General features: G+C 57.6%; 22 protein-coding genes. 12 read left to right on the top strand and 10 right to left on the bottom strand.

All coding sequences use genetic code 11. From position 1 onward, the window contains the following. Nucleotides 1-4 precede the first annotated feature (4 nt). Nucleotides 5-769 (top strand): sulfite exporter TauE/SafE family protein, encoded by a 765-nt coding sequence (locus ACR0J7_RS13085; RefSeq protein WP_480914534.1) that lies wholly within the window; start codon nt 5-7, stop codon nt 767-769. A 4-nt stretch (nt 770-773) separates the two neighbouring features. Here the strand turns inward: ACR0J7_RS13085 and ACR0J7_RS13080 are convergent, their stop codons facing one another. The 3 genes from ACR0J7_RS13080 to ACR0J7_RS13070 form a co-directional block, all read right to left on the bottom strand. Continuing rightward, on the bottom strand, nt 774-1,319 hold the full coding sequence (locus ACR0J7_RS13080) for a hypothetical protein (RefSeq protein ID WP_267364195.1): 546 nt from the start codon (nt 1,317-1,319) through the stop codon (nt 774-776). A gap of 33 nt (nt 1,320-1,352) precedes the next feature. Beyond that, on the bottom strand, nt 1,353-1,643 hold the full coding sequence (locus ACR0J7_RS13075) for a hypothetical protein (protein WP_209506363.1): 291 nt from the start codon (nt 1,641-1,643) through the stop codon (nt 1,353-1,355). Between the two features lie 376 nt (nt 1,644-2,019). Beyond that, nucleotides 2,020-3,618, bottom strand: a complete 1,599-nt coding sequence (locus ACR0J7_RS13070; protein WP_480483749.1) for a phosphoenolpyruvate carboxykinase — start codon at nt 3,616-3,618, stop codon at nt 2,020-2,022. 345 nt (nt 3,619-3,963) lie between these two features. On the opposite strand from ACR0J7_RS13070, the gene ACR0J7_RS13065 reads away from it, so the two are divergent. Genes ACR0J7_RS13065 through ACR0J7_RS13035 form a run of 7 tightly spaced genes read left to right on the top strand, consistent with a single transcriptional unit; the run spans nt 3,964 to nt 9,385 of the window. Continuing rightward, complete coding sequence (locus ACR0J7_RS13065; RefSeq protein WP_267364197.1) at nt 3,964-4,668, top strand: response regulator transcription factor; 705 nt, start codon at nt 3,964-3,966, stop codon at nt 4,666-4,668. A gap of 31 nt (nt 4,669-4,699) precedes the next feature. Next, nucleotides 4,700-6,418 (top strand): ATP-binding protein, encoded by a 1,719-nt coding sequence (locus ACR0J7_RS13060; protein WP_480914532.1) that lies wholly within the window; start codon nt 4,700-4,702, stop codon nt 6,416-6,418. Between the two features lie 3 nt (nt 6,419-6,421). Beyond that, on the top strand, nt 6,422-6,892 hold the full coding sequence (locus ACR0J7_RS13055; RefSeq protein ID WP_480832640.1) for an HPr kinase/phosphorylase: 471 nt from the start codon (nt 6,422-6,424) through the stop codon (nt 6,890-6,892). Then, nucleotides 6,889-7,770: an RNase adapter RapZ gene (gene rapZ, locus ACR0J7_RS13050; RefSeq protein WP_480900405.1), complete on the top strand. Its 882-nt coding sequence runs from the start codon at nt 6,889-6,891 to the stop codon at nt 7,768-7,770. The genes ACR0J7_RS13055 and rapZ overlap by 4 nt, the downstream gene beginning before the upstream one ends. Further along, entirely contained in the window at nt 7,767-8,159 is a 393-nt protein-coding gene (locus ACR0J7_RS13045; protein WP_267364203.1) for a PTS sugar transporter subunit IIA, read from the top strand. Before rapZ ends, ACR0J7_RS13045 begins: the two co-directional genes overlap by 4 nt. Nucleotides 8,160-8,175: 16 nt before the next feature. Continuing rightward, on the top strand, nt 8,176-8,445 hold the full coding sequence (locus ACR0J7_RS13040; protein WP_209506323.1) for an HPr family phosphocarrier protein: 270 nt from the start codon (nt 8,176-8,178) through the stop codon (nt 8,443-8,445). 40 nt (nt 8,446-8,485) lie between these two features. Then, nucleotides 8,486-9,385, top strand: a complete 900-nt coding sequence (locus ACR0J7_RS13035) for a lysophospholipid acyltransferase family protein (RefSeq protein ID WP_480914530.1) — start codon at nt 8,486-8,488, stop codon at nt 9,383-9,385. Between the two features lie 47 nt (nt 9,386-9,432). Here the strand turns inward: ACR0J7_RS13035 and ACR0J7_RS13030 are convergent, their stop codons facing one another. After that, a complete protein-coding gene (locus ACR0J7_RS13030; protein WP_480914528.1) occupies nt 9,433-10,308 on the bottom strand; it encodes a 3-hydroxybutyryl-CoA dehydrogenase in 876 nt (291 codons plus the stop codon). Nucleotides 10,309-10,473: 165 nt separating this feature from the next. Here ACR0J7_RS13030 and ACR0J7_RS13025 point away from each other — a divergent pair, with 165 nt between their 5' ends. Continuing rightward, the gene (locus ACR0J7_RS13025) at nt 10,474-11,277 is read left to right on the top strand and encodes a DUF6473 family protein (RefSeq protein ID WP_480914526.1); all 804 of its coding nucleotides are present in this window, start codon (nt 10,474-10,476) and stop codon (nt 11,275-11,277) included. A 59-nt stretch (nt 11,278-11,336) separates the two neighbouring features. On the opposite strand, the gene ACR0J7_RS13020 is transcribed toward ACR0J7_RS13025, so the two are convergent. The 6 genes from ACR0J7_RS13020 to ACR0J7_RS12995 all read right to left on the bottom strand — a co-directional run bounded on the left by ACR0J7_RS13020 (nt 11,337) and on the right by ACR0J7_RS12995 (nt 15,603). After that, nucleotides 11,337-12,266 (bottom strand): electron transfer flavoprotein subunit alpha/FixB family protein, encoded by a 930-nt coding sequence (locus tag ACR0J7_RS13020; protein ID WP_480914524.1) that lies wholly within the window; start codon nt 12,264-12,266, stop codon nt 11,337-11,339. After that, nucleotides 12,266-13,024, bottom strand: a complete 759-nt coding sequence (locus ACR0J7_RS13015) for an electron transfer flavoprotein subunit beta/FixA family protein (RefSeq protein WP_209506332.1) — start codon at nt 13,022-13,024, stop codon at nt 12,266-12,268. The genes ACR0J7_RS13020 and ACR0J7_RS13015 overlap by 1 nt, the downstream gene beginning before the upstream one ends. A gap of 199 nt (nt 13,025-13,223) precedes the next feature. Continuing rightward, the gene (locus ACR0J7_RS13010) at nt 13,224-13,796 is read right to left on the bottom strand and encodes a cob(I)yrinic acid a,c-diamide adenosyltransferase (protein ID WP_267364209.1); all 573 of its coding nucleotides are present in this window, start codon (nt 13,794-13,796) and stop codon (nt 13,224-13,226) included. Continuing rightward, the gene (locus ACR0J7_RS13005) at nt 13,796-13,999 is read right to left on the bottom strand and encodes a twin transmembrane helix small protein (protein WP_209506337.1); all 204 of its coding nucleotides are present in this window, start codon (nt 13,997-13,999) and stop codon (nt 13,796-13,798) included. Before ACR0J7_RS13005 ends, ACR0J7_RS13010 begins: the two co-directional genes overlap by 1 nt. A gap of 77 nt (nt 14,000-14,076) precedes the next feature. After that, nucleotides 14,077-14,904, bottom strand: a complete 828-nt coding sequence (locus ACR0J7_RS13000) for an SDR family NAD(P)-dependent oxidoreductase (protein ID WP_480538668.1) — start codon at nt 14,902-14,904, stop codon at nt 14,077-14,079. Between the two features lie 69 nt (nt 14,905-14,973). Beyond that, nucleotides 14,974-15,603, bottom strand: coding sequence for an SH3 domain-containing protein (locus ACR0J7_RS12995; RefSeq protein ID WP_480870909.1), 630 nt, complete (start codon nt 15,601-15,603; stop codon nt 14,974-14,976). 201 nt (nt 15,604-15,804) lie between these two features. Here ACR0J7_RS12995 and ACR0J7_RS12990 point away from each other — a divergent pair, with 201 nt between their 5' ends. From ACR0J7_RS12990 to ACR0J7_RS12980, 3 genes are all read left to right on the top strand, one after another. After that, complete coding sequence (locus tag ACR0J7_RS12990; protein ID WP_480914522.1) at nt 15,805-18,153, top strand: DNA topoisomerase IV subunit A; 2,349 nt, start codon at nt 15,805-15,807, stop codon at nt 18,151-18,153. Between the two features lie 96 nt (nt 18,154-18,249). Beyond that, on the top strand, nt 18,250-18,819 hold the full coding sequence (locus ACR0J7_RS12985; protein ID WP_480483738.1) for a hypothetical protein: 570 nt from the start codon (nt 18,250-18,252) through the stop codon (nt 18,817-18,819). A 132-nt stretch (nt 18,820-18,951) separates the two neighbouring features. Beyond that, nucleotides 18,952-19,042 (top strand): GTP-binding protein (locus tag ACR0J7_RS12980; RefSeq protein ID WP_036223564.1); only part of this gene is annotated, 91 nt, incomplete at its 3' end.

Here is a 19,042-nt window from a genome sequence, read left to right as displayed (position 1 = left end):
AGGCATGGACCTGTTTTCCCTTCTGTCGCCGCAAGAGCTGTTACTTGCCATCGCCGTCGCCTTTGCCGCCGGATGGGTCAAGGGCATGGTTGGATTTGCCATGCCCATGGTGTTTGTATCTGGCCTGAATTCGTTTCTGCCACCGGATCTGACCCTGGCAGGGCTTATTCTGCCGACCCTTGTCACCAACGGCGTTCAGGCTTTTCGCGGGGGCGCCAGCGCCGCACTCAGCTCTATTCGACGATTTCGGGTGTTCCTGGTCGTTGGCGGTATTTTTCTGGTGCTGAGCGCACAGCTGGTTACGCTGGTGCCCGGCTCGGTCTTCCTGCTGCTGATCGGCGCATTCGTGTCCTTCTTCGCCCTTGTGCAGGTTCTGGGCGTCAGGCTGGTGCTACATCATCCATCAACCGGTGTTGAGGCTATTGTTGGCGGCGTCGCCGGGTTCGTGGGTGGCATGTCGGGCATCTGGGGTCCTCCCACAGTTGCTTATCTGACGGCTTTGAATACCCCGAAGGCCGAGCAGATCCGAATTCAGGGCGTCATCTATGGATTGGGGGCGGTCATGTTACTGGCCGCGCATGTCTGGTCCGGTTTTCTGCGGGTGCAAACGGTTCCGTTTTCAGTAATACTGATCTTTCCCGCCATGCTTGGCATGTGGGTTGGTTTGAAAATGCAGGATCGCATCGATCAGGCCAGCTTTCGCAAGGCCACGCTGTTCGTTTTACTGGTGGCGGGATTGAACCTGCTGCGGCGTGGCCTGATGGGCTAAGGCGCTAGCCCGGTCGCCTGTCTGCAAATCGGAACGCGAAATACAGACCCAGCATCAGAAAGAACAGGCCCGAGATGTCGCCGATCAGGAACGCGATGTATTCAACCGTTGCACTGCCAAAGACCAGATTGGTCAGGCCAGAGACCAGAATGGATGTGGCTATGCCCACGCCCATAACGCAAATCCAGCAGGGTTTGCGGTTCGGGTTGGGGAACAGGTCCCATCCGACAGCCTTGAGCAGATAGAAAACCGCAGGAACTGTCAGAACCGCGACAGCAATTGCCAGCAGGCGGGTGGGCAGGAAAACATCCGTTCCCGCCAGATAAGCAAAGACGATGAACACACCCGGCAGCAACGCAAATACCGCACGCCACCCCAGCAGCCAGGCCGACAGGACCCGCACGCCATGCGGCAAAAACAGCAGGCTCGCCCGGCTTGGGTATTCCGGAAAAAACACGTTCTGCATTGGCATCAGCACGGCGAAGGTCAGTATCGACGCCAGCACATAAGCCAGTGAAGCCGCAAGGGTGTCAGTCGCCCAGCCGCGCATTGCGATCACATCACCGTGCGCGCACGGGGCGCGTCATCTGGGGGCATGAACGATGTACCGCCCGCGATTGGCGCTGCCGCTTTGCGAAAGATAGCCTTTTTCGACCAGCGATTTCAGCGCGCGGAAAAAAGTTGGGCGTGAAATGCTTTGGACCAAAGTATGCTCGATCAAACCGAACGTACGCACTTCCTGAGTGGATTTTGAAAGCTCTTCCGCGGCGTAATAGATGTCGCGCTCAACCGGAGATAGCTTTTCCAGCCCAAGCGTCCGCTCCATGCTTTGCATCAATTTGCGTAGTTCGGTGAGTTTCGAGATTTCCGTCATGGTGTTACCTGTAGTTTTCTGTGCCAACCGCCGCCTGTCCGCGACCATTTGAACCACGCTGATCGCAATACTAACCAACCAGTCCCATGTTGACACTCATCCCCGTTTACTTAGACTAGAAGCCTGATTAGGTTGCTCAATCCAGCGTTGTGAGTGTGCGCATATGAGCTTCCATAAAGTCCTTTCAGTCAGTGCCCGGCGCGAATGTGCCGGGCTTTTTCGTCTCAACAGTAAATATGCCTAGCGCAGATCGCACTTTGAAACAACGCACTTGTATGTGCTTTTAACGACATACAACTATAAGATGAGTATTCGGCGGACAGCAAAAAAGCTACGGATCGGCAAAAAGAAAGGGGCCTGACGGCCCCTTTTTCGTTCATCCGATTGCGACGGCTTTGATGTCGTCGTCAATGAACGGCAGATACTGCTCAAAGTTCTCGGCAAACATCTGCACCAGTTTCTCGGCCTGCTTGTCGAATGCGGCCTGATCATCCCAGGTCCGACGCGGGTCAAGCAGAACTTCGGGGACGCCCGGGACAGAGACGGGAACGTCAAAGCCGAAATTGGCGTCCTTGCGGAACTCGGCGTCGCGCAGTGAACCATCCAGCGCTGCGGTCAGCAGGGCGCGGGTGGCCTTGATCGGCATCCGGCTGCCGACACCATAGGCGCCACCGGTCCAGCCTGTATTGACCAGCCAGCAGGTCGCGCCGTGCTGGGCGATCTTGTCGCGCAGCAGGTTTCCGTAGACTTCCGGGCGACGCGGCATGAACGGCGCACCAAAGCAGGTCGAGAAGGTGGGTTGCGGTTCTGTAACGCCACGCTCGGTCCCCGCCACCTTTGACGTGAAGCCCGACAGGAAGTGATACATTGCCTGTGCAGGCGTCAGCCGCGCGATCGGAGGCAGTACACCAAAGGCATCGCAGGTCAGCATGATGATGTTCTTCGGATGACCACCCAGCGCGCTTTTGGAGGCGTTCGAGATATACTCAAGCGGATAGGCGCAACGCATGTTCGCTGTCAGCGAGTCGTCGTCGAAATCCAGTTTCTTGGTCTCGGGGTCAAAGACCATGTTTTCGATCACTGTGCCGAATTTCGAGGTGGTCGCATAAATTTCCGGCTCGGCTTCGGCGTTCAGGTTGATGGTCTTGGCATAGCAGCCGCCTTCGAAGTTGAAGGTGCCCCGATCTGACCAGCCGTGCTCGTCATCTCCGATCAGCGTGCGCGAAGGATCAGCGGACAGGGTTGTTTTTCCGGTGCCGGACAGACCAAAGAACACGGCGGTATCGACCGCGTTTCCGACAGCATGGTTGGCCGAGCAGTGCATCGGCATCACGCCTTTTTCCGGCAGCATGTAGTTCAGCAGGGTAAAGACGGATTTCTTGTTCTCACCCGCATATTCGGTGCCGCCGATCAGAATCAGCTTGCGGTCGAAGTTCAGCGCAATAACCGTCTCGCTGCGGCAGTTATGTTTGGCCGGGTCAGCCTGAAAGCTGGGGCAGTTGATGATGGTGAAGTCCGCGGTGAACTCATCCAGATCCTCGCGATCCGGGCGGCGTAGCAGGTGACGGATGAACAGGTTGTGCCAGGCAAGCTCGGTCACCATGCGCACGTTGATCGCGTAGGTCGGATCGGCACCACCGACGAGATCCTGCACGAAATAGTCGCGGCCTTTCATATGGGCCAGCATGTCTTGGTAGAGGGCGTCAAATCCCTCTGGGGTCATCTCGGCATTGTTTTCCCACCAGATAGTGTCAGCCACGCTGCTGGTTTTGACGACGTGCTTGTCCTTGGGCGAGCGACCGGTGAACTTGCCAGTGGTGACCAGAAAGGCACCGCCATTCCCAAGTGTACCTTCGCCGCGCTTCAGCGCTTCTTCGATCAGCGCCGGTTCCATGAAGTTATAATAGACATTGCCCAGACCCTCGATGCCCTGATCCTCGAGGCGGAATTGCGGGTTAACCCGTCCAGATGTCATGTGTATCTTCTCCTGTGGCGGCGCGGGGGCTTTGGGCCCTGAGGCGCCTTTGGGGCAGTGTACCGGGAAAACCGGCGGTTGGGCGGGTCTTACCACGGTCGTTCAGGACATGAACAGGCGGGTTTGACGCAGTTAGCGCAACCAAGTTCGGGTTTAGCGCCATCACAAATTCAATGACCGAGAACCGGGCATATTTTTGCGGGCATAAAGGCAAATTTGCCGCAGACCTGCCGCAACAAAGGCACGATTCGCAGTTACGGATTGATTCGGCGTCTTAAAACCGCCAACAATGCCTTACAAATAAGCGAATTATTGCGCGAGTGAGCAGGAATAGGGGTGAGCCCGATGTCAAAGATTGCACTTGTGGATGACGATAGAAACATTCTGACGTCTGTATCCATGACACTCGAAGCCGAAGGTTTCGAGGTTGAAACTTATAATGATGGCCAGGCCGCGTTGGATGCGTTCAACAAAAAGCTGCCTGATATGGCCGTACTCGATATAAAGATGCCGCGAATGGATGGCATGGATCTGCTGCAGCGGCTGCGTCAGAAAACGCAGATGCCGGTGATCTTTCTGACCTCGAAAGATGATGAAATCGACGAGGTTCTGGGTCTGCGCATGGGCGCGGATGACTATGTGAAAAAGCCCTTCTCGCAACGGTTGCTGGTTGAGCGCATCCGCGCCCTGCTGCGCCGGCAAGAGGCAACAAGCGGCGACGCAATTGCGGCCAATAGCAACGACACAAAGGTTATGGAACGCGGCGACTTGCGGATGGACCCGCTGCGCCATGCGGTCAGCTGGAAAGGGAATGATGTATCCCTGACCGTGACCGAATTCCTGCTTCTTCAGGCACTTGCCCAGCGTCCGGGTTTCGTCAAAAGCCGCGACCAGCTGATGGATGTGGCCTATGATGATCAGGTTTATGTGGATGACCGGACGATCGACAGCCACATCAAGCGTCTGCGCAAGAAGATGCGCGCGGCTGATCCCGAGTTTTCGGCGATCGAAACCCTTTATGGTATCGGTTATCGGTACAACGAAGAATAGGCGCCACGCCAGCAAGGGGTAATGGGCTCTCGTGCGCGACACCGAAGCAGCCAGCGAACTACGTGACGGTGACGTCGTACTCGGGGATGACTGGGTCATTCCCGACGATACCGAGTCAGCGGAACTGAGGGAAAAGCGGTCCCAGAGAAACCTGTTTTCTCTGCGAGGCTCGCCTTTGGCGCGCAAGATCATCACCTTCAACCTGATCGCGCTGGTGATCCTGGTTACAGGATTGCTGTATCTGGACGATTCGCGGAAAGAGACGGTTCAGCAGACGGCGCGCAACCTGCTTGGCGATGCGCAGCTGGTCAGCAACGTCTTTGAAACCCAGCTGCGCCAGGGTGCGCAGCACACCGCGCAGGATGCTGGCAACCTCGACGTCAGAGATACGCTGTCAGGTTTGACACTTCCCGAAGGCGGCGAAGTCTTTGTCTATGACGCCAGTGGCACCCTGATTGGCTGGACACGCGGTGCCCCGCAAGTGTCGGCCATGCCGGTTCTTCTGCAAACCAATTCCGAGGTGCAAACCGGCAGCACGGTGATCAGCGACACGTTGAACGCGGTCTGGATCGGTGTGTCGAACCTTCTCAACTGGTCGACCGAGGTCGAGGCACCGACTCTGGCACAGCGGGTGCAGGGAATTATCCCACAGGCGCTGGCAGGTCAAAGGCAGGTTCAGGCAGTTCAGGACGCCGCAGGTGAGACCGTGATCGTAGCCGCTGCTCCGATTCTTTACGAGGATACCCCTGCCGGAGCAGTTGCCATCACAGGCCCCGCCGGTGAGATCGACGCACTGGCCCGCCGTGAGCAGGAGCGCATTCTGCAAATGTTCGTGGTGGCTTTGCTGGTTTCGGTGGGCCTGAGCCTTGTGCTGGCTTCGACCATCGCCAACCCATTGGCGGACCTGGCCGCAGCGGCCGAAATGGGTAAGGATCGGGGCACAGGGGTCAATCCGGGGCGCATTCGCATCCCTGATCTAAGCGCCCGTCCGGATGAAATCGGTCGCCTCAGCCGCGCTTTACGGGGCATGGTGACTGCTCTGTATAATCGGATCGACGCAAACGAACAGTTCGCCGCTGATGTCGCCCATGAAATCAAGAACCCCTTGGCCAGCCTGCAATCCGCTGTTGGCACGCTTCGCATGGTCAAGCGCGAAGATCAGCGCGACAAGCTGCTGGGTGTAATCGAACATGACGTTCGGCGCCTGGACCGGCTGGTCAGCGACATCTCGAACGCGTCACGTCTTGATGCGGAACTGGTTAAGGAAGAAGAGCAGCCCTTTGATCTGCTCAAGCTGATTGGCAATATCGGTCAATATCTGGGTGAGGACGCGCGGTCCAAGGGGATTGACTATATCACCGATCTGCCATCCGAACCGATTGTCATTAACGGGCTTGAGGCACGGCTGGCGCAGGTATTCGTCAATCTGATCACCAATGCCATTTCCTTCTGTGAAGAAAGTGATGCCATCCGCGTCTGGGTCCGTCAGCGAGACAACCGTGTTCTAGTCGTGGTCGAAGACACCGGGCCGGGTATTCCGGAACAGGCCTTGACCAAAGTGTTCAAGCGTTTCTATTCGCAACGCCCGGCAGAGCATTTCGGCAACAATTCGGGGCTTGGTCTGGCCATCTCGAAACAGATTGTCGAAGCTCATGGCGGCGTAATCTGGGCTGAGAATATCCGCCCGACCGAAGCGGATATTACGTCAGACCCGCTAGGGGCACGCTTTGTGGTGGGGTTACCTGTATAACTCATGCAAGCAGGTTCTCTGTCAGACGCCAAAGACCGGGACAGCGCTTGTGTTCATGCCTCATGCGTAACAGTTGCCGGGCGCGGGCTGTTGATCGTCGGTGCCTCGGGCGCGGGAAAATCGGCATTGGCATTGCAGATGATGGCCTATGGGGCGGGTCTGGTCGCGGATGATCGGGTCGACCTGTCAAGGCGGGACCATCAGGTCATTGCCGCCGCCGTGCCGCAGATACAGGGTTTGATCGAGGCCCGTCACATTGGTTTGATCAAAGCGGATGTATTCGGACCGGTCCCCTTGGACTATGTTGTGGATCTGGATCAAAACGAGCCACAAAGGTTACCTGCCGAGGCGACAATCGTGCTGCTGGGGCAAACTGTTCCCTTGCTTCGCGGGGCGGGCGTGCCCAACTTGGCCGCAGCGTTGATGCAGCTTCTGAAGAATGGGCGTGTACACCCGGAATGGCCGAACAAATGACAGAGCAACGGCGGATCGTGCTGGTAACAGGCCCATCAGGGGCCGGAAGATCCACAGCCATTCATGTACTGGAAGACCTGGGTTTTGAGGCCATCGACAATCTGCCGATGGGCCTGCTGCGGCGCCTGCTGGACAGCGCGGACAGCGACCGCCCAATGGCGCTTGGCATTGACGCCCGAAATCGCGATTTCTCGACAATCGGGTTTATCGAACTGGCCGAAAGCCTGGGCCGCATGGCGCGGGTGGATTTGACCGTTCTGTATCTGGATTGCAGTGATGACGTATTGGTGCGCCGGTTTTCGGAAACCCGCAGGCGGCATCCCGTCGCCAAAGATGCCAGCCCTGAGACCGGTGTTCAGCGCGAAAAAGAGCTGCTGGCCCCCATACGCGAGATTGCAGATACCCTGATCGATACAAGCCAACTGAACGTGCACCAGTTACGGGAAGAAGTTGAAAACTGGTTTGCGCCCCAGGGGGGGCGACATCTGGCAGTTTCAATCGAGTCGTTTTCGTACAAGCGGGGCCTTCCGCGTGGGCTGGACATGGTCTTTGATTGCCGGTTTCTGGCGAACCCCTATTGGCGCCCCGAGTTGCGGGCGGCGGATGGGCGACACTCGGACGTTGCGCGCTATGTCCAATCGGATAAGAATTACGAACCCTTTCTTGGACGGGTGATGGATTTGCTAACCTTGTTGCTGCCGGCCTTTCGGGCCGAAGGAAAAGCACATCTGTCGGTGGCTTTCGGATGCACGGGTGGGCAACACAGATCCGTCGCAATGGCAGAAGCCGTTGCAAAGGCCCTTGCAGAGGATGGGCAGCAGGTGGCAATTAGGCATCGCGAGATGGAACGTCGGTCGTTGAATGTGAGGTCGGATTGATCGGAATTGTGATCGTTGCGCATGGCGGTTTGGCCCAGGAATACCTGGCCGCCACACAGCATGTGGTCGGGCCGCAGCCCGGCCTTGTGGCCATTGCGATCGAACCTGACCACGACAGGGATGAAAAACAGGCGGAAATCTGTCGTGCGGCTGACGCAGTGGATATGGGCGACGGTGTTGTCGTTGTAACCGACCTGTTCGGCGGCAGCCCTTCAAATCTCAGCCTGCGGGCCTGCGCCCCTCAGGATCGGCGGATATTGTATGGGGCAAACCTGCCAATGCTCATTAAATTGGCCAAAAGCCGCCACTTACCCGTTGGTGATGCTGTCCGTCAGGCAATGGAAGCTGGACGCAAATACATCAATGCGCAAAATGTGACATTGGACTAAAATCGGATTGATGAATATGACCACCCGAAGCCTGAAAATTATCAATGAAAAAGGTCTGCATGCCCGCGCATCTGCGAAGCTGGTCGAGGTTGTGGAAGGTTTCGACGCGCATGCCGAGGTGTCGAAGGACGGAATTTCTGCGTCAGGCGACAGTATTATGGGCCTTTTGATGTTGGCAGCATCACGTGGAACAACTATTGACGTCGAGACCTCCGGACCGGATGCTGAAGCATTGGCAGAAGCTCTGGAAGCGCTTGTGAACGACAAGTTCGGAGAGGGGTTCTAAGCTGCCCTTACCGGGACAGGAAGAACGGGAAGACCAGGAATTGGCGGAAACGACGCACGAGACCAAGACACGCCCGGTGGTGGATGGGACCGCAGATCAGGGCGAGATCTACGACCGTAGAACTCTGACCTATGCGAACTCGTTCGACGATGCCTGGACTTCGACGGCCATTCGCGCCATCGAATGGTGCACGGGCAAGCTGACCATTCTGCGGATGGTCAACAAATTCGAGAAAAAGAACGAATTTTACCGGGGCCAGCGGTTCTGGGGCGGCGCGCTTGAGGTGATGGGGATTGACCTGACCACACCGCAAGAACAGATTGCCCGTATTCCAAAATCCGGCCCCGTCGTTGTCGTTGCCAACCACCCTCACGGAATGGTGGACGGTATGATTCTGGCCGAGTTGATAGGGCGGATCCGCAGTGATTATCGCATTCTGACCCGCTCGGTCCTGACGGGTCTTGATGAGGCCGCGACGTCTTTCATGATCCCGGTTCCGTTTCCGCATGACCCCGAAGCGCAGGCCAAGATGCTGGAAATGCGTGGCAAGGCGATGGACCATCTGAAAGACGGCGGCGTCGTGGCGCTGTTCCCGTCCGGCGTCGTCATGTCCTCGGATGACTGGTTCGGCCCCGCAGTCGAGCGCGAGTGGAATGTGTTCACTGCAAAGATGATCCGCCGTTCGGGTGCGCGCGTGCTGCCTATTTTCTTTCCCGGCAGCAACTCGCGCTGGTACCAGATAGCCAACAAGCTGTCGCCGATCCTCCGGCAAGGGTTGTTGCTGCACGAAATCGTCCGCTCGTGCAAAAAACCGCAATCGCCGGTCATCGGCAATCCGATCTCGGATCAGGACATGGAACAGCTGGAACGTGACCCGCGTGGTTTCATGACGTGGCTCAGAAACCATACAATGTCGCTGGGCAAGTCAGGCCAATCCTGACCCGTGTCTTCATCTGACCGACACCGTGCTTGGCAAGGTCGGTTTTGTTAGCGGGTCGGAACCGGCACCTCGCCGCGATAGTCATAGAAACCGCGTTGCGTCTTGCGCCCCAGCCATCCTGCCTCGACGTATTTGGTCAAAAGCGGGCAGGGGCGATACTTGGTATCAGCCAGACCATCATGCAAGACGTTCATGATGGCAAGACATGTGTCCAGCCCGATGAAATCCGCCAATTCCAGCGGCCCCATTGGATGATTCGCGCCCAGCTTCATCGATTGATCAATGGATTGGACGCTTCCGACACCTTCATAAAGCGTATAAACGGCTTCGTTGATCATCGGCATCAGGATGCGGTTAACGATGAAAGCCGGGAAATCTTCGGCGCTGGCGGCCGTTTTGCCCAGCCGGTCCACGACCGCCTTGCAGGCTTTGAAGGTTTCCTCATCCGTTGCGATGCCGCGGATCAGTTCCACCAATTGCATGATTGGAACCGGGTTCATGAAGTGGAAACCCATAAAACGTTCGGGCCGGTCCGTGCGGCTGGCCAGACGCGTGATGGAAATGGACGACGTATTCGACGTCAGGATCGTATGCGGCAGAAGGTGAGGTTGCAGATCTTCGAAAATGGCCTGTTTGACCGTTTCCCGCTCGGTCGCGGCCTCGATCACCAGATCTGTCTGCCCCAGCTGCGGCAATTCAAGGGTGGTTGTAATACGCTTCAGGGCTGCCTGCATCGCATCGTCAGTGATCTTGCCGCGTGACGCCTGACGCGCCATGTTGCCTTCGATCGTGGCCATTGCGCTGCTCAACGCATCCTGACTGACATCATTCAGCAAGACATCGTATTCCGCCAAAGCCAGAACATGAGCAATGCCGTTGCCCATCTGACCCGCACCAATCACCCCGACCGATTTAACTTCCATGTTCAGCTGCCTTTGCCCTGGAGGATACCGGGACAGTATCGGCAGACCGGGGCGGGCGGCAAGGGGATCGAACCGGTCAATTTTGCTTCAAATGCGCGCATTAGGAGATTCTCAATACCTAAGGCCGCAAATTGGCAATTGGGTGAAAAATTTGGGGGGCTTGGTATGAGCTTTCATCGGGTAAACGTCGGCACAGAGGCCGCGTGCCAATATGCAGGATCAAACCTTTGGTTTCGGGCGCCGCACGGAAATCTTGAGACGCCTTATGTGGCCTGCCTGGGTGGAGAAGAGACGTTTGGCCGATTCGTGGATTATCCGTACCCGGCATTGCTTGCCAAAAGATTGCCGCAACCTTGTATCAATTTTGGCAGTCTTTTTTGTGGGGCTGATGCGTTGCTTGCTGATCCGGGGGTCTTAAATCATGTCAATGGATCAGACCTTTGTGTGCTGCAAGTGCTGGACGTGCCGTACCAGTCGAACAGGTTTTATCGCGTGCATTCGCGTCGGAATGATCGGTTTCTTGAACCCTCGTGCGACTTGCAGGACCTTTATCCTGAGGTCGATTTCACGGAAATCCACTTTGTCAGGCATTTACTGGAGAGGTTGCGGGCCATAAAGGACGCGCGTTTTGAGGTTGTGGCGCAGGAGTTGCGAGTGACTTGGTTGCGCAACACATCCGAGCTGGTGCGACGGATCAAGCCACGGGTTGTTCTTCTCTGGCTGCACATACAGCGACAGGAGGATCGGCATCGCGACCTTGTCTTGCCCGATGCTGACATGATCGAACAGGTTCGACCGTTGTGTGCCGATGTCGTGGAATGCACGGTCAGTGTGTCCTCCTTGTCAGACGAGATCGAGGACGTGTTGTTCGGGACGCTGCAACAGCCTGTGGCCGAGCATATGCTCGGCCCCTCCGCGCACAGGGAGATTGCTTTGAAGCTTGAGGCGGCTTTGAGAGAATTGAATTAAAAAAGGCCCGCCGGTTGGCGAGCCTTTGGTGATTGTGGGGCTAAGGCCCCGGGCTGCGTTCAGCCGAGCTTTTCGGTCAGTTCCGGGACCGCCTGGAACAGGTCGGCGACCAGTCCGAAGTCGGCGACCTGGAAGATCGGTGCTTCTTCGTCCTTGTTGATCGCAACGATGACCTTTGAGTCCTTCATGCCCGCAAGGTGCTGGATCGCGCCCGAGATGCCGACGGCGACATAAAGATCGGGGGCAACAACCTTGCCGGTCTGACCCACTTGCCAGTCGTTCGGGGCATAGCCCGAGTCCACAGCGGCGCGCGACGCGCCAACCGCAGCACCCAGCTTGTCAGCCAGAGCTTCAATCAGCTTGAAGTCTTCTTCCGAGCCGACACCACGGCCGCCCGAGACAACAACGCCAGCCGAGGTCAGTTCCGGACGGTCACTTGCGGCCACCTTGTCTTCGACCCACGACGAAAGGCCGGGATTGTCGCCGACCGAGATGGTCTCGACCGCAGCCGAGCCGCCGGTCCCCGCCGCGTCGAAGGACGCTGTGCGGATGGTGACGACCTTCTTGGCGTCGTTCGACTTCACGGTCTGGATCGCGTTGCCCGCATAGATCGGGCGCTCAAACGTCGAGCCATCGACCACGCCCGAGGCATCCGAGATCACCATCACGTCCAGCAGGGCTGCGACGCGCGGCATCACGTTCTTGGCGTCGGTGGTCGCGGGGGCCACGATATGCTCGTACCCATCGGCCAGACCCACGATCAGCGCGGCGGTCGCTTCCGCCAGGCGATGACCCAGCGATGCGTCTTCGGCAACCAGCACCTTGGACACGCCGTCGATCTTGGCGGCAGCCTCGCCGGCAGCGGCGGCCGAGCCACCTGCGGCCAGAACGGTCACGTCACCCAGCACCTTGGCAGCGTTTACTGCCTTGGCAGTGGCGTCCAGCGCCAGTTCGCCATTGTTGACTTCGGCAAGCAGAAGTACAGCCATTACACAGCCCCCACTTCTTTGAGTTTCGAAACCAGCTCATCCACCGAGCCAACGATGATACCTGCGGCACGTGCCGGCGGTTCTTCGGTCTTGACGATTTCCAGGCGCGGCGTGACGTCGACGCCGTAATCGGCGGCGGTTTTCTCATCCAGCGGCTTTTTCTTCGCCTTCATGATGTTGGGCAGCGACGCATAGCGCGGCTCGTTCAGGCGCAGGTCAACGGTCACGATGGTCGGCATCTTGACGCTGATAGTCTGCAACCCGCCATCCACCTCGCGGGTGATCTTGGCACTGTCGCCTTCAATATCCAGTTCCGAGGCAAAGGTGCCCTGCGACCAGCCCAACAGGGCCGACAGCATCTGACCGGTGGCGTTCATGTCGTTGTCGATCGCCTGCTTGCCCGCCAGAACGATGCCGGGCTGCTCTTCCTCGACCACTTTGGCCAGGATCTTGGCAACTGCCAGCGGCTCGATATCGGTGTGCACATCATCCGTCGCAACAACAAGGATCGCGCGGTCGGCACCCATGGCCAGAGCGGTCCGCAGCGTCTCTTGCGCCTGCTTCACACCAATTGAAACGGCAACAACTTCGTCTGCCTTGCCAGCCTCTTTCAGGCGAATGGCCTCTTCAACCGCAATCTCGTCGAACGGGTTCATCGACATTTTGACATTGGCGAGATCAACACCGCTACCGTCCGCTTTCACGCGGACCTTCACATTGTAGTCAATCACGCGTTTGACAGGTACCAGTACCTTCATTGTAGCGCTTTCTCCTCAAAAAACGGCAAGCCGCGAAGGCGACTCCACCAATGCTCTCGTCGGACTTGATAACGTCTGCTGCACCCGCAAAACAGAGCAAAATCGTCACGTCGTCGCGTCGGGACGTCGCGTTTTGCAGTTTTTTACCTTGAGGCACGCAAGATTGTTGCCCGCATTGCACTTATTTTCAGGGAAATATTCAGCGGTTTGCGCCGGGAACCCACAGCACGTCGTCCTTGCCATCGTTATTTGCGCATCGGGCCGCGACGAAAAACCAGTCACTTAGCCGGTTGAGGTATTTGACGGCCACATCGTTAACCGGTTCCATATTCGTCAACTCAACCGCCAACCGCTCGGCGCGACGCGATACGGTGCGGCACACGTGCAAATGCGCGGCCAGCCGCGAACCGCCCGGCAGGATGAAGCTGCGCAGCGGTTCCAGTGTTTCGTTCATGATGTCAATTTCGGCTTCCAGCCGGTCGATCTGAGCGGATACGATTCGCAGCGGTGGATAGTCCGCTTCGGCATCCTTCTCCATTTCAGGGCGGCAGAAATCCGCGCCAAGATCAAACAGGTCGTTCTGAATCCGCGACAAGGCGGCATCCACTTCGCCTTCGGCCTCGGTGCGGGCCACGCCAACAAAAGAGTTCAGCTCGTCCACTGTTCCGTAGGCGGCAACGCGGCCCGAATACTTTGCCACACGCTCGCCATTGCCCAGAGCGGTTTTGCCATCGTCGCCGGTGCGCGTGTAGATTTTGTTGAGCACAACCATTACTGCACCCCTTGCCCGCGTAGATAGACGTATAGCACGATCAAAATAACGGCGATGAACTGAAAGAGGATACGCAGGCGCATCATCTTGTTGCTTTTCTTAGCTGCTTCCATGCCGCTTTTGCCGAAATTCGCGATGCCCAGGGCTAACACAACGACAACCGCCGCCATGGCCAGAAGCAGAATGACCATTAAAGGGTCCATTTAAAGTCACCGTCCGGTTTTTTCAATTATCACCCATCTAGCGTCAAGGTGACGAAAAGCGAACGGGAAATAACGTCTCAGATATCCGAAAGGATGCGATCCGTGGCTTTTGTGGGCAGAAACCGGCGCAGAACCCCTGCGACATATGTCGGGGTGGTCACATAGTAGCGTGGTTTGGGGCGGCGCGCCTCGACCGCATGGGCCAGCTTGTCGGTGACAGCAGAGGCGGGCAGTTCGAACCGGTCGGGCGCGCTGTTTTCGTATAGTCGCTTCAGCAGTGAACCTTCGTATTTTTCCCGAAGGGCCGAGTTCTCCCAGTCGATGTATTTTTCGAACACCGGGATTGCCTTTTCCCTGAGCTTTGAGGTGATCGGGCCGGGCTCGATCAAAACGACCTGAATGTTTGCATCCCGGAGCTCCAGCCGCAAGGTGTCGGTCAGTCCTTCGATGGCGTATTTGGTGGCCACATATGCGCCGCGCCAGGGGAAGGCAACAAGACCAAGTACCGAGGAACATTGCACGATCCGGCCGTGACCCTGTTCCCGCATGACGGGAATAACCTGTCGGGTCAGTTCGTGCCATCCAAAGACATTGGTTTCAAAGATATGACGCAGAGCGTCTGTCGGGACGTCTTCAACCGCACCGGGCAGCCCGTGCGCGCCGTTGTTGAACAGCGCGTCCAGTGTTCCGCCCGTTGCCTCAAGTACATATGACAATCCCGAGGAAATGCTGTCGCGATCGGTATAGTCGATTCTTGGGCTTTCAAACCCTTGCGCGCGCAGGCGGTCACAGTCGCGCTGCTGTCGGCAGGATGCAAACACACGCCAGCCTCGCGCACGCATTCCGTGTGCTGCGTCCAGCCCAATGCCCGACGAGCATCCCGTAATAAGAATCGATTTCTGCATGTGCCTTCCGAAGCTGAACTCCGCCAAAAGCTAGGGCGGGGTTTGCAGCAGGGCAATGACGTCCGGGCGTCAGTTTGATGTTTTCCGGACAAGTGATGCTGAAATCCACCCAACCTGTTGCGCGGGCAACACGCGCAGGCGCAGCCAGCCGGTGCCGGAATCGCTCAGGACCTCGACCCTTTGGCCAAGCGCGGCCTTGCCGATGATGGGATAGATCGTGCCGGGGCCATCGCGCAGATTGACCCGGGTGCCCGAAATCTCGCGGATGTCGGTCTGGGCCTCGGCAGGCGTGGGCAGTTCGACTGTGGGCAACTCGGCGTCGGTGACCACCTGCTCCAGTGCGGTCACACCCTGTTCCAGTGATGCCAGGGTCAGGGTCACGCTTTCGTCTTGAAACAGCGAGGGATTGGCTTTCAGGCCAGCCGCGACCTGCGAGAGGAGGGCCTTTGTTTCGGTCTCACCCAACTGGGTTACCGCCTCGGCAACAGGTGGAACCACCAGTGCGGGTTTGACGGCGGCACGGGTGACCAAATCTTCGACAGGTGCCGGTTCAATGACCGGGGCAACCGGTTCTGCCACGACAGCCACGCGTTCCGGTTTGGCAGGGCGCACGCCGCGCGGTTCAAAATCAGGGCCACCGCTCATCACGTAAAAGGTCCAGCCGAGCGCGGCAAAGGTAACAAGTATCAGGCGCGTCATGGCGCATCCCCCAAAGCAATCGTAACATCAACAAATGGCAGCAAATCAATTGATGAGATCTTAGCATATTTCGGGGGACGAGTCGAAAAATGGGGGAAAACAACACGGTGTCTCCCCCTGTTGCAAAAAGCACGACTTTTCCCCAGCAATTTATGTGCTGCTCGCTTTACCAAGGCGCACTTGCGGCGTATCACATCATATATGAACGATACGATCGATGACCCCAACATGCAGGCCCCCACAGGTGGGGGCGAGGTGGCGGAACCGCTGCGCCGCGCGATTGGTGAGCGGTATCTGACCTATGCGCTGTCCACCATCATGCACCGGGCGCTGCCCGATGCGCGGGACGGGTTGAAGCCGGTTCACCGCCGAATCCTCTATGCGATGAGAGAGTTGCGACTCAGTGCAACCGGAGGTTTCCGGAAGTCTGCCAAGATTTCCGGCGACGTGATGGGCAACTATCACCCGCATGGCGACGCCGCGATTTACGACGCGATGGCGCGTCTGGCACAGGATTTCAACGTCCGCTATCCGCTGGTCGACGGGCAGGGCAATTTCGGCAATATCGACGGCGATAACCCGGCGGCCTCGCGCTATACCGAAGCGCGGATGACCATCGTGGCCGAGGCGCTGCTGGAAGGGTTGAACGAAGACGCCGTTGATTTCCGCGACAATTACGACGGCACCCTGACCGAACCGGTCGTGCTGCCCGCACAGTTCCCGAACCTGCTGGCCAATGGCGCAAGTGGTATCGCGGTGGGGATGGCGACGAATATCCCGCCGCACAACATCTCGGAACTCTGCGACGCTTGTCTGCATCTGATCAAGACGCCGGACGCGCGCGACGACACCCTGTTGAACTACGTGCCCGGCCCTGACTTCCCAACCGGTGGCGTGATTGTCGAGCCGCCCGAGAACATCGCGCAAGCCTATCGAACTGGCCGAGGCTCGTTCCGGCTGCGCTGCAAGTACGAGGTTGAGGATCTGGGGCGCGGCCAATGGCAGATCATCGTCACCGAGATTCCCTATCAGGTTCAGAAGTCCAAGCTGATCGAGAAGATCGCCGAACTGATCCAGACCAAGAAAATCCCGATCCTTGCCGATGTGCGCGACGAATCCGCCGATGACATCCGCCTGATCCTCGAGCCGCGCTCCAAGAATGTGGACCCTGAGGTGCTGATGGGCATGCTTTATCGCAACTCGGACCTCGAGGTGCGGTTCAGCCTGAACATGAACGTGCTGATTGACGGGGTGACGCCCAAAGTCTGCTCGATGAAGGAAGTGCTGCGCGCTTTCCTTGATCACCGGCAAGAGGTGCTGATCCGCCGCTCGCGCCACCGCATGGCCAAGATCGACCACCGGCTGGAAGTGTTGGAGGGCTTTATCGTTGCCTTCCTGAACCTCGACCGTGTGATCGACATCATCCGCTATGACGACGACCCCAAAACCGCGCTGATGCGCGAGGATTGGGGGATCGACCATGTCCGCGCCACCAGCGAGGCCGACTATGTCTCACCCAAACCGGGCGAGGGCGAGTTGTCCGAGGTTCAGGTTGACGCGATCCTCAACATGCGCCTGCGCAGCTTGCGTCGTCTGGAAGAGATGGAGCTGGTTCGCGAACGTGATGAGTTGATGCTGGAACGTGCCAACCTCGAAGACCTGCTGGCCGACGAAGGCCTGCAATGGGCCAGGATTGCCGAGCAGTTGAAAGAGACGAAAAAGACCTTCGGCAAAGATTACGAAGGCGGCGCGCGCCGCACGCGGTTCGCCGAAGCGGGCGAGGTCGACGAAGTGCCGCTTGAGGCGATGATCGACCGCGAACCGATCACGGTCGTTTGCTCTCAGATGGGTTGGATTCGCGCCATGACCGGTCATATCGACCTGACCCGTGAATTGAAGTTCAAGGATGGCGACGGGCCGCGCTTTATTTTCCATGCGGAAACGACCGACCGGTTGCTGGTCTTCGCTTCGAACGGGCGGTTCTATACTGTCAGCGCGGCCAACCTGCCCGGCGGGCGGGGTATGGGCGAGCCCCTGCGCCTGATGGTCGACTTGCCGAACGAGGCACGGATCATCGATATCCTGATTCACAAACCGGGGCGCAAGCTGCTGGTGGCCTCGGATGCGGGCAACGGGTTCATGGTGCCCGAAGATGACGTGCTGGCGCAGACGCGAAACGGCAAGCAGGTGCTGAACGTCAAGGACAACGAAACAGCAGTGATCTGTATACCGGTCGAGGGCGACCACGTTGCAATCGTGTCCCAGAACGGCAAGTTCCTTGTCTTCCCGATCGAGGAATTGCCCGAAATGACCCGCGGCAAGGGCGTGCGCCTGCAAAAATACAATATGGCACGCGGGCGACAGGGAACGCTGGAGCTGGATGGCGGTCTGTCTGACATCACAACCTTCAACTGGGAGGAAGGCCTGAAATGGTCCATGGGGGGCGACAAGACCCGGCATGAGGCAGATATGTCCCAATGGCTGTCCAAGCGCGCCAGCGTAGGGAAAAAAGCGCCCTATGGTTTCCCGCGGGACTATAAGTTTTCGTGATCCGGCCCCGGTTGCGGTAGAAATCCACCGATACGGCTTGGCACAACCCGTATCGGTGCGCTAGACCAAAGAAAAACAGGCCTATCGAGACGAGATATGTTGCGCATTCTGACCCTGATCACCGGATTGGCCCTGATGGGCGCTTGCACCCAGACACAGGTTTATGAACCGCCCGAGTCACTGGGGGAATTTCGCCTCGTGAAGATAGTTTCGTTTGCAGACAACGCTAAACAGGGGCCGATTTCCAGGGATGCTACTCCGCAAGAATGGACAGACGCTTTGGAGCAAGCCATCGACATTCGATTAGGGCGGTATGAGGGCTCACAGCGTTACATTATTGGTATAAGCCTTGAAGGCTATATGTTGGGGCCGCCGGGTATCGTTGTTTACAATCCAAGAAGTGCAGCGATCGTACTCGTTAATGTTTATGACTACGACACGAAGAAATTCTTGGCTAAGCAAAAACAGTTCACTGTTCTTGAAGATACTACGAAAGAAACAGCCCTTATTGGTTCAGGGCGGGTCAGAACCAAGGAAGAGCAGTTGAGCGGACTATCGTTGAAAGTCGCTGACGAAATCGAAGAATGGCTGGCTGAGGAACACAAAGAGAATGGCTGGTTCGACAAGCGGCCTGACCTGATCGAACTGCCGGATTCCGATAGCTGACGCAAAATCCGGCGGGATAAGCGCATTTCCCTCAGGATGTGCTTGATTTTCCCCTTTGAACCAAATATCTCGCGCGCGCAGATAGTAACCTGGGACCAAGGGTCCCCCAAATCGCAAAAGGGCGCCTGAGGAATGGCAAAGGAAAAGTTTGAGCGTAATAAGCCGCACGTCAACATCGGCACGATTGGGCATGTTGACCACGGCAAGACGACGCTGACCGCAG

The sequence above is a fragment of the Ruegeria sp. O4 genome (assembly GCF_056535125.1).
This window is presented reverse-complemented; position numbering and strand designations above follow the sequence as displayed.